This window comes from Sodalis sp. C49 (assembly GCF_046352915.1).
Lineage (GTDB): Bacteria > Pseudomonadota > Gammaproteobacteria > Enterobacterales > Enterobacteriaceae > Acerihabitans.
The window spans coordinates 4279203-4292761 of sequence record NZ_CP163303.1 but is presented as its reverse complement, the minus strand read 5'-3'; the positions used below and the strand labels follow the sequence as shown (position 1 = coordinate 4292761).

13 protein-coding genes are annotated in these 13559 nt (G+C 57.9%); 6 read left to right on the top strand and 7 right to left on the bottom strand.

Annotated elements, in window-relative coordinates:
• The first annotated feature begins 9 nt into the window (after positions 1-9).
• Positions 10-1128, top strand: coding sequence for an ROK family protein (locus ABUK12_RS19365; protein ID WP_410013337.1), 1119 nt, complete (start codon positions 10-12; stop codon positions 1126-1128).
• Positions 1129-1133: 5 nt separating this feature from the next.
• Here the strand turns inward: ABUK12_RS19365 and ABUK12_RS19360 are convergent, their stop codons facing one another.
• Together ABUK12_RS19360 and ABUK12_RS19355 are read right to left on the bottom strand one after the other, a co-directional pair.
• Positions 1134-2219, bottom strand: coding sequence for an ABC transporter ATP-binding protein (locus ABUK12_RS19360; protein ID WP_410013336.1), 1086 nt, complete (start codon positions 2217-2219; stop codon positions 1134-1136).
• Between the two features lie 12 nt (positions 2220-2231).
• Positions 2232-2834, bottom strand: a complete 603-nt coding sequence (locus tag ABUK12_RS19355; protein WP_410013335.1) for a GNAT family N-acetyltransferase — start codon at positions 2832-2834, stop codon at positions 2232-2234.
• 556 nt (positions 2835-3390) lie between these two features.
• Here ABUK12_RS19355 and ABUK12_RS19350 point away from each other — a divergent pair.
• The 4 genes from ABUK12_RS19350 to yjgA all read left to right on the top strand — a co-directional run bounded on the left by ABUK12_RS19350 (position 3391) and on the right by yjgA (position 7122).
• The gene (locus ABUK12_RS19350; RefSeq protein WP_410013334.1) at positions 3391-4746 is read left to right on the top strand and encodes an extracellular solute-binding protein; all 1356 of its coding nucleotides are present in this window, start codon (positions 3391-3393) and stop codon (positions 4744-4746) included.
• An 81-nt stretch (positions 4747-4827) separates the two neighbouring features.
• Complete coding sequence (locus ABUK12_RS19345; RefSeq protein ID WP_410013333.1) at positions 4828-5697, top strand: carbohydrate ABC transporter permease; 870 nt, start codon at positions 4828-4830, stop codon at positions 5695-5697.
• Positions 5697-6512 carry a carbohydrate ABC transporter permease gene (locus tag ABUK12_RS19340; RefSeq protein ID WP_410013332.1) on the top strand — a complete coding sequence of 272 codons (816 nt, stop codon included), beginning with the start codon at positions 5697-5699 and terminating at the stop codon, positions 6510-6512. The genes ABUK12_RS19345 and ABUK12_RS19340 overlap by 1 nt, the downstream gene beginning before the upstream one ends.
• Positions 6513-6570: 58 nt before the next feature.
• Entirely contained in the window at positions 6571-7122 is a 552-nt protein-coding gene (yjgA, locus tag ABUK12_RS19335; RefSeq protein ID WP_410013331.1) for a ribosome biogenesis factor YjgA, read from the top strand.
• A gap of 7 nt (positions 7123-7129) precedes the next feature.
• On the opposite strand, the gene ABUK12_RS19330 is transcribed toward yjgA, so the two are convergent.
• The 5 genes from ABUK12_RS19330 to aaeX form a co-directional block, all read right to left on the bottom strand.
• Positions 7130-7396: a hypothetical protein gene (locus ABUK12_RS19330; RefSeq protein WP_410013330.1), complete on the bottom strand. Its 267-nt coding sequence runs from the start codon at positions 7394-7396 to the stop codon at positions 7130-7132.
• A gap of 110 nt (positions 7397-7506) precedes the next feature.
• Positions 7507-8964 carry an NAD-dependent succinate-semialdehyde dehydrogenase gene (locus ABUK12_RS19325; protein WP_410013329.1) on the bottom strand — a complete coding sequence of 486 codons (1458 nt, stop codon included), beginning with the start codon at positions 8962-8964 and terminating at the stop codon, positions 7507-7509.
• Positions 8965-9140: 176 nt separating this feature from the next.
• On the bottom strand, positions 9141-11108 hold the full coding sequence (gene aaeB / locus ABUK12_RS19320; protein WP_410013328.1) for a p-hydroxybenzoic acid efflux pump subunit AaeB: 1968 nt from the start codon (positions 11106-11108) through the stop codon (positions 9141-9143).
• 15 nt (positions 11109-11123) lie between these two features.
• Complete coding sequence (aaeA, locus tag ABUK12_RS19315; protein ID WP_410013327.1) at positions 11124-12056, bottom strand: p-hydroxybenzoic acid efflux pump subunit AaeA; 933 nt, start codon at positions 12054-12056, stop codon at positions 11124-11126.
• Between the two features lie 7 nt (positions 12057-12063).
• Positions 12064-12267, bottom strand: coding sequence for a p-hydroxybenzoic acid efflux pump operon protein AaeX (gene aaeX / locus ABUK12_RS19310; RefSeq protein WP_410013326.1), 204 nt, complete (start codon positions 12265-12267; stop codon positions 12064-12066).
• A gap of 347 nt (positions 12268-12614) precedes the next feature.
• Here aaeX and aaeR point away from each other — a divergent pair, with 347 nt between their 5' ends.
• Positions 12615-13541 (top strand): HTH-type transcriptional activator AaeR, encoded by a 927-nt coding sequence (gene aaeR, locus ABUK12_RS19305; RefSeq protein ID WP_410013325.1) that lies wholly within the window; start codon positions 12615-12617, stop codon positions 13539-13541.
• The last annotated feature ends 18 nt before the right edge of the window (positions 13542-13559 follow it).

The following is a 13559-nucleotide window of genomic DNA, read 5'->3' as shown; positions in this document are numbered from 1 at the left end:
AGCCCAGCTATGAGCGCGCCGACCGTATCGCCACGCATTTTACGCCTGATCGTCGAACACTCGCCTATCAGTCAATCCGACCTGAAGGTTCGCAGCGGCCTGAGCATGTCCACGGTTTCACAGGCGACCAATCGGTTATTATCGAAAGGGATTATCCATGAACTCGGACTGCGCCGGGAATCCATGGGGCGGCCCAAGATCTTGCTGGGTATCGATCCCGCCTATGCCTCGGTGGTGGGCGTACAGCTCAACGCCGAGCGCAATGTGATCGTCATGACTGATTTAGTCGGCAAGCTGATCGGCGAACAGCAGATGCCGACCGGCGCGCTAACGCCGAAACAGCTCAGCGACGCGCTGGCGAAATTCCTTAAATCGGTGGAAACCAGCAAAGTGGGCGCGATCGGCCTGGCCATCTCCGGGATAGTGGATCCCCTCAGCGGGGTGTGCATTCGTTCCAAGGTACTGGACTGGAACCATGTCCCCATCGCCGGCCTGTTATCCGAGCGTTTCGCCATACCGGTCTATATCGAAAATGACGCCAACGCCATGGCGCTGGCTTCCCTGGTGTTTGGTCAGCTGGGCGACGCGCAGTCGGCCATCATCGCCACTTATGGTAAAGGGATCGGCGCCGGCATTATTCTCGAACGCCAGCTTTACCGCGGCCGGCACGGCAACGCCGGTGAAATTGGCAACGCGCTGGTCGGCGACGGGTCGGCGGCGCTTCTTGAGGAAGTGGCATCCTCCAGAGCGATATTAAACAGTATCGCCGCCACGTTGCCGGAAAATGGCCCGCCGCGCAGCCTGCAGGAGGTGGACGGCTGGCCGTCGCACCAGGTGGTGGATATCCTCACCGCCGCCGGACGGCACATCGGCATTTCGCTGGCCAACCTGTCGATCGCGTTCGATCCGGACGTGGTGTACCTGGCGATGGAGCCGCAGATGGCCTCGCGCATCCTGCTTGATCAAATCATGACGCATTTTCAGCAATACCGGCTCAAACTCACGCCGCAGGTGATCCCGCTGCGCTACCTGACGGACTCCAGCCGCATGTGGGCGCTGGGGGCGGCGGGATTTGCGGTCAACGGGCTGATCGATGCGATAGCCTCGTCCGCGGACGAGGATGCCTAGCCTGTTTAGCGGATCCGCTCACCGGATTCGCTGAACAGAAGACATTTTGCCGCATCGATGCCCAGGGTCAGTGTTTCCCCGTTGCTAATAGCGGTCAGCGCCCGCTGTTCAATCACCAACGCCTCGTCCCGCCCGGTATGCAAATACAGGTAATTGGTATGGCCCAGCCGCTCGGCAAAATCCAGCACGCCGCTAAACCGCACCTCCGCCCCTTCAGCGGCCAGGAAATGCTCCGGCCTGATGCCCAAGGTAACCGGACGATCCGGGGCCAGCGCGCCGCTCACCCGTACCACCAGGTGATCCAACCCTAGCTCGGGGACCGCCAGGCGCGCCCAGCCCGGTTCACTGCCCACCACCGTGGCCGGTAGAAAATTGATTTTCGGCGAGCCGATAAATCCGGCGACAAAGATATTATCCGGATCATGATACAACTCGAGGGGCGCGCCCACCTGTTCAATGCGGCCCTGGCGCAGCACGACGATACGATCGGCCAGCGTCATCGCTTCCAGCTGATCGTGCGTAACATAAATCATTGTATTGCCCAGCTTTTCATGCAGGCGGGCAATTTCGATACGCATTTTCAGGCGCAGCTCGGCGTCAAGGTTCGATAGCGGCTCGTCAAACAGGAAGATGCGCGGCTTACGGATAATCGCCCGGCCGATGGCCACCCGCTGGCGCTGGCCGCCGGACAGGGCGCGGGGTAAACGATCGAGGAACTCGGTAAGATGCAGCACCGCGGCGGTGCTGTTCACCTGCTGTTCAATATCCCGTTTACTGTATTTCGCCACCTCCAGCGGATAGCGCAGGTTACCGCGAACCGTCATATTGGGATACAACGCATAAGACTGGAATACCATGGCGATGCCGCGATCGGTCGGCGCGCTGTGGGTAATATCCTGGCCATCGACGCTCAGGGTTCCGCCTGATATTTCCTCCAGACCGGCAATCATCCGCAGCAGGGTCGATTTACCGCAGCCGGAGGGACCGACAAATACCACAAATTCGCCGCTGTGGATCTGCAGATCGATGCCGTGGATAACATTGATTTTGTCATAGGATTTTTTTATCCCCCGAAGCTCTACGTTGGCCATCTATGTCCCCGTTTACAGTATTTGTCCCATATAGATGGCCTGGCTCCGGTGCAACAACCGGAACCCGAGCCGTTCATAAAACGCGCAGACGGGTTCATTCTTCAGGCTCACGCCGAGGTGAACGCCTGAAACGCCGGCGCGCCGCAGCGCCTCCAGCTCCGTTTCAATCATCCGCCGTCCCTGGCCGCCGCCCTGGGCCTGCGGCAGGATATTGATATGCAGGTGCGCCGGATACTGCTCGAGCAGGCCGGCTTCCTTGCTCTGCGGCTGGCGAATAAAATCCAGCACGCCTTCATCGAGCGGCAACAGCGCCCGGCGATCGGCCAGTTTTTCCCTAAGCCCCGGCCACCAGTCGCGCTGCAGCCGCTGCTCGAACGCCGCGGTATCGCGCGCGGCGACGACATACCCGAGGATATGGCCGTTTTCCTCCAGAACAAACGCCAGTTCCGGTTCAAAAATGGCGTACGGCATCACGAAACGCAGCCCGGGATAAGCCGGATCGCTGTAAAGCGCACTGGCGTCCGTGCCGGCATTCGCGGTTTTCAGGCAGATCTCAGACAGCGCGGCGCGATCGCGCTCCGCGGCCTGCCTGATCAAAAATGGGGAAGAGGACATAACAACCGGTCTCCATTGCGTTCCCAGGAATAAGGATTAATACACTAAGGAAAACATACTTAGTTCGCAAGTTATAATAATTATATTATATGGTTCAAAAAAATGACGGCAATCGCAATATCAACGCCACCAGACAGAAAAGTGATGACCGCTTGCTGGGTGAATATCTTTAATGATGCATAATCATCGGTTTAGGATTTTACCGCTGAAAATACCGCGCCATCAGGGCGCTAAACTATAAGATAAAATGATAGAGCGATAAATAACTTAATGAAATACAAAACAAAAAAATGAACCCTTTACTTTTCGGTATAGAGATCCGTTATGCTGTCTCCTGATTGTTTTATCTCTCGATTGTCCTTGAATTCATTCTTTAGCCAGTTCTTTTATCCTGTATCCGCGCCGGACCGGCGATAAACAAAAGAACATTGACTTTATTTTTACCATAAAGTAAGTATTAAAGGAGAACCTGTCAGCCGTTTTCCGCCGGTGAATCCATGTCGTTTTCTCCCCGGCGCAATGGGCTTATTATCCTGTGATGGAGGTCAAAACCACCATGTCCTATTTAGTCACTACTTACCGCCGGTCTTCTTACCGCGCAGACGGACTTTTCCTCCATCGCATCAAGCTGGCGCTGGCGGGAAGCCTGCTCGGTCTCTGCGCTCTCAGCGGCGCGCAGGCGCAAACCCTCACCACCTGGGATGTATGGAACTACCCCGCCCAGGATGCGTTGATGAAACAAACCGTTACGCAGTTTGAGCAGCAAAATCCCGGTCTTAAGCTCGATCGTTCCGTCCATGCCTCCGCCGATACGCGCATCCCGCTGAAGCTGTCGCTGACCTCCGGCGAAGGCCCGCAGGTGGCGCAGGTTAATCAGGGCGGCGGCGATATGGGCGCGTTGGTACATGAAAAACTGCTCTATTCACTGGATGATTACGCCAAAACCTATCATTGGGAGCAGCGCTTCCCCGCCTCCATTCTAAAACGCAACCGGTGGTCGGATCATAATGACTTCGGCGAAGGGCATCTGTATGGGGTGGCCAGCCTCGGGGAAATGGTCGGCTTGTATTACAACAAGAAATTGCTTGATCAGGCGGGCGTCGCGGTGCCGAAAAATATGGACGAGTTTGAGGCGGCCCTGCCAAAACTACAGCAGCAAGGCATCGCGCCCATGATGATGGGATTGCTTGACAGCAACGGCGGGCCCCATTTGCTGATGATGCTCTGGCAGGATCAAATCGACAGCAAGGATCGAAAACCCCTTGACGATCTGATCTATGGCAAAGGCGGCACGTTCCATGATGCGAAACTGTTAAAGGCCGCCACGTTAATGAAAACCTGGGCGGACAAGGGGTATTTCTTCCCCGGCTACCAGGGCATCGGCAACGATGACGCCGCCACGCTGTTCCAGAACGGCCAGGCGGCCTTTTTTATCAGCGGCACCTGGTACATGGGGCAGCTCCAGGAAAACAAAGATATCCATTTCGCCGACCTGCCGCCGTTTCCCGGCGTGACATCACCGCTGATGGTGGGCGGCACCGATTTGCCATTCTCTATTACCGCCACCGCCAAGACCCAGCAGCAGCGTGATATCGCGGCCAAATTCATCAATTACCTGGTCTCCGACCACATGGCCGAGGCCTGGCTGAAGGCGGGTTTCCTGCCGGCCAGCGCCGATAAAAACGCCAAAATTCCGGCTGATAACCCGTTATTGGCCGAGATCTACCGAGTCTGGATCAAGGTCAGCGACTATGACGGCCTGGGCCATTATATCGACTGGGCCACCCCCACCATGATCAACGCGCTGCAAGAGCATGTGCAGCTGTTGCTGGCGGGCAAGGAGAGCCCGCAGCAGTTAACCGACAAACTCGATGAGAACTATCAGCAATACATCAAGACGCTAACGCATTAACCCCAGGACGCCGCTCCGGTGCGCGGGCATAACGCGGGCCGGGACGGCGGCTCCTTTTATTTCGCATCAAGAGGCGTATCAATGTTTAATAAGTCCAGTTTGCAAAATATGCTGTACATTTTGCCCTCGCTGCTTATCTACTCAGTGTTTTTATTGATACCCCTGCTGATCACCTTTTGGGCCAGCCTGACCGAATGGGACGGCACCTCATGGCCGGTCTTCATCGGCCTTGGCAATTATATCCGCATGCTGCTCGACCCCGTGTTCTGGATCTCCATCGGCAATAACGCCCTGCTGCTGCTGTTTTACACGTTATTTCCGATTATCATCGGCCTGGCATTATGCAGTTTCCTAAGCGACGCCCGTCCAGCCGAGCGCAGTTTGCTGCGCATCCTGTTTTTCCTGCCGTATATCATGCCGATGGCGGTGCTCGGCGTCGTCTGGCGCTGGCTGTATAACCCGGCGTTCGGCCCGATCGATCAGCTGTTGCGCGCCATCGGGCTGCCGCACCTGGCCCGCGCCTGGCTGGGCGATTTCGACTGGGCGCTGGCGGCGGTGGGCATGGTGGCCACCTGGTATTTCTTTGGTTTCTGCCTGGTGCTGTTTATGGCGGGCATCCAGCGCATGGACCCGTCGTTGCTGGAAGCCGCCGAGCTGGAAGGATCGTCCCATCGGCAAAAATTCATGCGCATCACCCTGCCGTCATTACTGCCGGAAATTCGCGTCGCGCTGCTGCTGACGGTGATTGCCGGCATCAAGGCCTTCGATCTGGTGTACGTAATGACGCGTGGCGGTCCCGGCACATCTACCCTGGTGACCAATATTTATATGTTCCAGCAGGGGTTTGATTTACGCCATTTCGGTTATGCCTCGGCGGTGGCGATTGTCGGTATGGGACTGGTTTTTATTATCAACGGATTGATTCACTTTGCTATTCGGGAGCGACGCTAATGCGCGGTATTCCATTGTATACGCGGGGCTTGTTGTGGCTGTTTGCCCTCATTACCATCCTGCCGTTCGCCCTGGCGTTGTTAACCTCGTTCAAAACACAAACGGAACTGTTCCAGGGGGTATTTACCCTGCCCTCCGGCCTCAGTTTTGCCAACTACATTTCCGCCTGGCGCGACGGTCATTTCCAGATTTATTTTACCAATTCCGTGCTGGTGGTATTCCCGGTGATTATCATCAGCCTGCTGGCGGGTATTCCCTCCGGTTTCGCCTTCGCATTTTTGCGGCTGCCGGCGAAAAAATTTATCGCATTCCTGCTGGCCATCGGCATGGTGCTGCCGTCGGAAGCCTATATTATCCCGCTGTATCATGAGATCCACTGGATCGGGCTGAATAATAATTATCTGGCGTTAATACTGCCGCAGGTGGCGATGTCGATTCCTTTTACCACCCTGATGGTGGCCAGCGCCTTTTCACAGGTGCCGAAAGAGTTACTGGAAGCGGCGGTAATGGACGGGGCGAGCCGCTGGAAAATCTTGTGCGGCCTGCTGGTCCCGGCCATTGTGCCCACCTTGTCCACGCTGGCCCTGCTGCTGTTTATCTGGACCTGGAACGAGTTCCTGATCCCCCTGATCCTGGTGAATAAAGAAGAGCTGCGCACCTTGCCTATCGGCATGATGTTTTTCCAGAATCGCAATACCATCAATATTCCGGTGCTGATGGCGGGCGCCACCATCGCCATATTGCCTTTGGTGGCGGTATTTTTACTGTTCCAACGCAGATTTATTCATGGCATCACCGAAGGTGCGGTAAAATAAGGGCGTGGATCCTCCCGCGCAACCTGTTAGGATTAGCCTCTTTTTGAGGAACCGTATCATGAGTAAATTACCGGAAGACTGGCAAGACGAACAGCCCGCGGCGCAGCCCGCCGAAGAAGACGACGACGAGATTATCTGGGTCAGCAAAAGCGAAATCAAACGCGATGCCGAAGCCCTGAAGGAACTTGGCGTCGAACTGGTCGATCTTGGCAAGAACGCATTGGAAAAAATCCCGCTGGACGATGACCTGCTCGCCGCCATAGAACTGGCGCAGCGCATCAAAAAAGAGGGGCGCCGCCGCCAGATCCAGCTGATTGGCAAGATGCTGCGCGCTCGCGATCCCGAGCCCATCCAGCAGGCGCTGGATAAGCTGAAAAACCGTCACAACCAGCAAATCACCCTGTTCCATAAGCTGGAAAACCTGCGCGACCGCCTGATAGATCAGGGCGACGACGTGGTGGAGGAAGTGATGGCGCTGTATCCCGAGGCGGACAGGCAGCAGTTGCGTTCGCTGGTGCGTAATGCGCAAAAGGAGAAAGCGGCCAACAAACCCGCCAAGACCTCCCGCCAGATTTTCCAGTACCTGCGTACCGTCGCCGGCGATAAATAAGCCGGCGTCAGCGCAGGTTAAAGCGCAGCCGGCCGTCCAGCTCCTCTTCCGCCTCGTCAAACAAGAGGATCAACGCGCCGAAACGGCGTTTTTTTGAAGCATTAAGATGCACGAACTCTATTTCCACCGGCAGCGGCAGCCGGCTGGTAACGGTTTGCCATAAATCGTCCAGATTGGCGGCGCACGGCTCGCTCAGGGAGAACTGACGGCCAAAATCACGGTAAAAGGCCGGCAGATCGGGTATCTGGTTAAAATCAAAGGATACTTTCCCCATCAAGCTTTCTCCGCACTGCAGGTTGTTAATTTTATGTTGCCCATCGCTCCGTCAGTATGCCACACAACGATTACCGGTCATGGTGTAAAAGTGGCGGCGCAAAAAATTAATCATAAGCCGCCAAGATGCAGCGTTTTCACTTCCAGGTAATCGTCCATGCCAAGCACGGAACCTTCCCGGCCCAGTCCGGATTCCTTGACGCCGCCAAACGGCGCCACCTCGGTCGATACCGCGCATTCATTTACGCCCACCATGCCGCTTTCCAGCCGGGCGGACACGCGGAATACGCGCTGCAGGTTTTGCGTATAGAAATAGGCCGCCAGACCGAACGGCGTATTATTGGCGCGTTCGATCACTTCCTCCTCGGTGTCAAAGCGGAAACACGCCGCCACGGGACCGAAGGTTTCCTCATGCGCCAGCTTCATCTCCTCGCTGGCGTCTCTGATAACCGTAGGCTGGAAAAAATTACCCCCAAGCTGATGCGGCTTGCCGCCGGTAACCGCCCGTCCGCCTTTGGCCAGCGCGTCGGCGACGTGCTCCTGCGCTTTTTCCAGGCCGGCGCGGTTAATCAACGGCCCGACCACCACGTCCTGCTCCATGCCGTTACCCACCTTTAACCGCTCCACCTCGCGCGCCAGGCGGGAAACAAATTCGTCGTAGACGCCGGACTGGATATAAAAACGGTTCACGCTGACGCATACCTGGCCGGCGTTGCGGAATTTATTGGCGATGGCGCCCTTTACCGCGGCGTCGATATCCGCATCGTCAAACACAATATACGGCGCGTTGCCGCCCAGTTCCATGGAGATCTTTTTCATGGTGTCGGCGGCGTTGCGCATCAGCGTCTTGCCCACCGCGGTGGAACCGGTAAAGGTCACCTTGCGCACGCGGTCGCTCGCCATAATGGCGTCGCTGATGGCGTGGGTATCCCCCGCCACGCCGTTAACCACCCCTGGCGGCACGCCGGCCTGCTGCGCCAGCGCCAGCAGGGCGAAGGCGGACAGCGGCGTATTGTTGGCCGGTTTTATCAGCGCGGTACAGCCCGCCGCCAGCGCCGGCCCAAGCTTGCGCGTCAGCATGGCCAGCGGAAAGTTCCACGGCGTAATGGCCGCCACCACGCCCACCGGTTCGCGGGTGGCGAAAATCCGGGAATGCGCTTTGGCCGGTGGGATGATCTCGCCGTTAACGCGCTTGGCCTGCTCGGCGAACCATTGGATAAAGCTTGCGGCATAGGCGACTTCGCCCTGCGCTTCCTTTACCGGTTTTCCCTGTTCCGCCGTCATCAGCCGCGCCAGATACGCCTGGTTCTCCATAATCAGGCCGTACCAGCGGTACAGGATTTCAGAACGTTCCTTGGCGGTTTTGGCGCGCCAGGCGGGGAACGCCGCGTCGGCGGCGGCGATGGCGGCCTCGGTTTCCCGTTTGCCGCTTTTGGCCACGTTGGCGATAAGCTGGCCGGTGGCCGGATTCACGACCTCAAAGGTGTCCTGAGCGCCCCGCCATTCGCCGTTGACCAGATAGCCGGTCTTGAACAGCGGGTGGTCTTGTAGGTGTAAGTGCTCGCTCATTGTTATCCTCCCCTTTTATGCCTCCCGTCGCGGGAAGGCGTGCAGTTGCGGTGTAACGCCCCGGCCGCCGCAGGATAACGGCTCCCGGACGCGCCGCGGCGTAAGAAATATGGTTTAAGTATAGATGCTGGTTGCGGGATGGGCGGCCGGGTACGGGGAAAAGCCGCCCCGGCGGGTTAATCGCTGAGCGCGTGACGGTAACGGAACAGGGTGTCGGTCAGGCGCCGCACGGATTCGGTAATATCGGGCGTGGCCTGGTAATGAAGCAGTTTGTCATGATAAATACGCAATTCCGCCAGTAATTGATCGAAATGTTTCCGGCGGCGGATGTCGCTGCGGGCGACCAGCACCCGGTCGGCGGTGGCGCGGATCTGGCGATGGTACGCCGAGAGATCGGCATTGGCCGGAATATCCGCCAGGCGCAGGCGCTGGTGGATAATGATAAGCGTCAGCGCCAGGCGGTATTTGGCGATATCTGCGGGGAATAGCGTCAGTAGCTGGAACAGCTGCTGGTACAGCGCCGGCAGATGATTTTCCTGGCGCCGCGCCTTGTTGGTGGACAGGGCCGATACCGCGCCGTACACAAAGCGGTTCAGCAATACCCGGCCGATGCGCGCCTTGGAACCGTCCCGGATGAGCAGGATCACCAGCGTCGCCAGGCCGCAGCCGATAATTTGGCCGATGGCGCTGTCGAGGAAGGTGTTAATGGAAAAGCTCATGGGATTGGCCAGCACCAGCACATTGATGGTCCCCGCCAGGGTGCCGAGCGTGCCGAGGCGCCGCTTTTGCACCTCGATGCCGATGATAAACGCCAGTACCCCCAGCGCAATGCACAGCAACAGCAGACTTTGCTGGGTGGCGGGCATGATCACCATATAATACAGCGCGCCGATGGGCAGCGCCGCCGACATGCCGATCATAAAATCCTTGCAGACCATCCAGGGGTTGGGCAAGCGCATGGCCAGCGACGTCACCACGGCAATCATCACCATGCAGCTGCTGCCGGACGTCCAGCCGGTCCAAAGCCAGAACAGGCAGCCCAGCGCGGTGGCGACGCCGGTGCGCAGTCCGTTAATCATGGCGTGATGCCGTTCGGCGGAGGGGGCCGAAATGATCACCTGATCGACCAGCACCTGCTCCTCAATTTTGCTGATACGCGCGTTGCTCTTTACCCCTTTCGCCAGCAGCAAAAACCGGGTTGCCGCGCCCACCCAGGTATACAGGACCTGCGGGGTATCGCGGGCGGGCGTGGCGGCGATGACCTGGCGCATCAGCTTCATGCGCTTATGGATATCCCCCACGGTGTCCGCCGGCTCGTTTAACAGCAGCCGCAGATGCGGCGCGATAAAGTCAGGGCGCACCTGCAAGATCAGGAAGGCTTCGCAGGCCTGGGTAATCAGGGTCAGCGACAGGGTATTGATCGCGCGCAGGCGCCGGTTGCAGCGCTGCCAGCGCGAGGATTCCATCATCAGGTTGACGCGCATGCCGTCGAGGGCGGTGGTAAATTTCACCAGATCGCCCCAGGCTTTATCCACCTCTTCTTTCGCCGCGCCGTTAAGGCACAGTAGCAGCAGTCGGTACTGATCCAGCAGTAGCTGGTCCACCGCCCGGTCGATATCCTGTTTTATCGAGCGGGGCGAAAACAGGATATCCGCCAGGATGGCGCAGACGATACCCAGCACGATTTCGCTGCAGCGCTCAACGGCAAACTGCGGCGTCACCTGGGGCTGGCTTTGGATACTGACGATAATAATCAGCGCGGTGTACCCAGCCAGGCCCAGGGCATAGGAATTCTGTACCCGCACCACCGTGGAGATCCACATGCAGGCGCCGGCCCAGATACAGCTTAACAGCAGCATCACCACCGGGGCGCGGATGGTGAGGGTAATAATCACCAGCGCCCCGGCGCAGCCGATAAAGGTGCCGATGATGCGCAGCATGCCGCGATGGCGGATAGCGCCGGCAAAAGGCTCGCCGCCGGCGGCAAAGGCCGGGCCGGCGGCCACGATGGCGGCGGTCAGCACCGACCAGCGCGGCGTTTCCAACTGGAAATGAAAGCCCAGGAACAACGCCAGCAGAATGGCAAAGGTGAGCTTGACCGCAAAACGGCAGCGGAAAAATATCGGCGCCAGCAGTTGCAACATTATCGGGCCATCCGTTTAGCCGAACTCGCGCAGGCGATGCATCAGCTGCATCATCGGCGACAGCTCGCGCCGGTCGCGATCCTTACTGCCGGTGATCACCACCGTCGCGGTGGTGCCGGCCGGATAAAGATCTCCCTGCTGCGCGTCGAGGCGGATTTTAACCGGTACCCGCTGCGCCAGCCGCACCCATTCCAGGTTGGAGTCCACGGTCGCCATGCCCTTGGCATCCACGGCGCTGCTGCTGTTGGTCACCCCGGCGGCAATGCTGTCCACCGTGCCGTAGAGCACCAGATTGCTGCCCAGCGGCGTGATTTCCACACGAAAGCCCGGACGCACTTTTTCCAGTTTGGTTTCTTCCATATAGGCCAGCAGGTAGAACGAATTGCGTTTCACCAGTGCCACCGATACCGCGCCGCGGGTAATAAATTCACCGGCATGGACATTCAGGTTGGTTATCCAGCCCTCGGCGGGGGCGCGCACCGTGGTGCGCTCCAGATCGATTTTCGCCAGATCCCTGACCGCCACCGCTTTCGCCAACTGGTGGCCGACGGTGGTCAAATCATTGCTGGACTGGTCGATGGCTTCCTGGGACATGGCATTGGTGCCCAGCCGCAGCCGGCGTCCCGCCTCGCGACGTTTCTCGGCCACCAGGGCCTGGTAATAATCCACATCGGCCTGCGCTTCGTCCAGCGCCTGCTGGTAGCGCGGCTGATCGACCACGAACAGCACCTGTCCCTGCTTCACCAGCTGGTTATCGCTCACCCGCACGTCGGTAAGCAGGCCGCTGACATCGGGCGAAATCGCCACCACATCAGCGGTGAATTTGGCATCCCGCGTCCAGGGCGATTCGGTATAGAACACCCATGCCCGGAAAATAGCGACCGCGGCAATCAGTACCAACAACAGAGTAATCGCAATCCTGATTATTTTTATTGCAACAGTTTTCACAGCGACCTCAAACAAAAAGACACGAAATCAGATAAAACACGCAGCAATACAATGCGGTATTAAACAAGGCCGGATGCCAGACGAAATCGTAAATGCCCGTTGGCAGCAAAAGGCGACGCAGCAGCATGAACACGGCCATCGACACCAGCAGCTCAAAAAACACCGGGGGAAACGACAGGCCGAAGATCACCATAACCGGCAGCAAACTCATGACATTTTCCTTACCTTTTCCCGTTTGACCGTTGCCGGCGACCCCAAACGCGTCCTGCCCGCCACGGCATCCTTCCTCACGGCCATGGGCGGCATACGCGGATGTAAACGCGGCTAAGTATAGAACTCAGGAAGGTGATCGAGGGTTATTCCCGGCGGATAAAACCCATTGAGGCAGCGTGGCGAAAACGCCCCCACAATGTTACTGTTTATTTCAAAGCAATAAAGACATCTGAAAAACAGGGGCGGCAATGCGCGATCAGATGAACCGACGGGTATATAGTAGCCTTTACTGACTGGCATTTTCAATATTATGTGATCTAAATCACTTTTCACTCAGGCTTAACAATGGAAAGACTGAAACGTATGATGGTATTCGCCAAGGTGGTGGAAGGCGGCTCGTTTACCTCCGCCGCCCGGCAACTGCAGATGAGCGTATCGTCCATCAGCCAGACCGTGGCGAAACTGGAAAACGAACTGCAGGTAAAACTGCTTAACCGCAGCACCCGCAGCCTGGGCCTGACCGAGGCCGGCAAGATTTATTATCAGGGCTGCCGCCGTATGCTGCTGGAGTTCCAGGAGGTGCATGAGCAGCTCTACGCTTTTAACAATACCCCGATCGGCACGCTGCGCGTCGGCAGTTCGTCCACCATGGCCCATAACGTCCTGGCGACCATCACCGCCGATATGCTGAAGGAATATCCGGGACTGTCGGTAAACCTGGTAACCGGCATACCGGCGCCGGATTTGATCGCCGACGGCTTGGATCTGGTGGTGCGGGTGGGCGCGCTGCAGGATTCCAGTCTTTTTTCACGCCGTCTCGGCGCCATGCCGATGGTGGTTTGCGCCGCCAAAAGCTACCTGGCCGCCCACGGCACGCCGGAAAAGCCCAGCGACATGGCTAATTTTTCCTGGCTGGAGTATGACGTCAGGCCGGACAGCGAATTCGAGCTGGTGGCCCCGGAGGGCATCACCCTGCATCTGGCGCCGCAGGGCCGTTTCGCCACCAACGACTCACAGACGCTGATCCGCTGGCTGACCGCCGGCGCCGGCATCGCCTATGTGCCGATCATGTGGGTTCTGGATGAGATAAAGCAGGGCAATGTGGAGATTTTATTCAATCGCTATCTTTCCGACCCGCGGCCGGTGTATGCGGTGTATACCCAGAAGGATAAATTGCCGCTGAAGGTGCAGGTGTGCATCAACGCCATGCATGAATACTTTAACAATGTCACGGCGGTCTACCAGGCGTTCCGCCAGGATACCATGTTCTGATATCCCGGCGGGGCAGGA

Excerpts from the sequence above, each read along its gene's own strand:
- ABUK12_RS19365 (WP_410013337.1), top strand. The coding sequence starts at position 10 with ATGAGCGCGCCGACCGTATCGCCACGCATTTTACGCCTGATCGTCGAA.
- ABUK12_RS19360 (WP_410013336.1), bottom strand. The coding sequence starts at position 2,219 with ATGGCCAACGTAGAGCTTCGGGGGATAAAAAAATCCTATGACAAAATC.
- ABUK12_RS19355 (WP_410013335.1), bottom strand. The coding sequence starts at position 2,834 with ATGTCCTCTTCCCCATTTTTGATCAGGCAGGCCGCGGAGCGCGATCGC.
- ABUK12_RS19350 (WP_410013334.1), top strand. The coding sequence starts at position 3,391 with ATGTCCTATTTAGTCACTACTTACCGCCGGTCTTCTTACCGCGCAGAC.
- ABUK12_RS19345 (WP_410013333.1), top strand. The coding sequence starts at position 4,828 with ATGTTTAATAAGTCCAGTTTGCAAAATATGCTGTACATTTTGCCCTCG.
- ABUK12_RS19340 (WP_410013332.1), top strand. The coding sequence starts at position 5,697 with ATGCGCGGTATTCCATTGTATACGCGGGGCTTGTTGTGGCTGTTTGCC.
- yjgA (WP_410013331.1), top strand. The coding sequence starts at position 6,571 with ATGAGTAAATTACCGGAAGACTGGCAAGACGAACAGCCCGCGGCGCAG.
- ABUK12_RS19330 (WP_410013330.1), bottom strand. The coding sequence starts at position 7,396 with ATGGGGAAAGTATCCTTTGATTTTAACCAGATACCCGATCTGCCGGCC.
- ABUK12_RS19325 (WP_410013329.1), bottom strand. The coding sequence starts at position 8,964 with ATGAGCGAGCACTTACACCTACAAGACCACCCGCTGTTCAAGACCGGC.
- aaeB (WP_410013328.1), bottom strand. The coding sequence starts at position 11,108 with ATGTTGCAACTGCTGGCGCCGATATTTTTCCGCTGCCGTTTTGCGGTC.
- aaeX (WP_410013326.1), bottom strand. The coding sequence starts at position 12,267 with ATGAGTTTGCTGCCGGTTATGGTGATCTTCGGCCTGTCGTTTCCCCCG.
- aaeR (WP_410013325.1), top strand. The coding sequence starts at position 12,615 with ATGGAAAGACTGAAACGTATGATGGTATTCGCCAAGGTGGTGGAAGGC.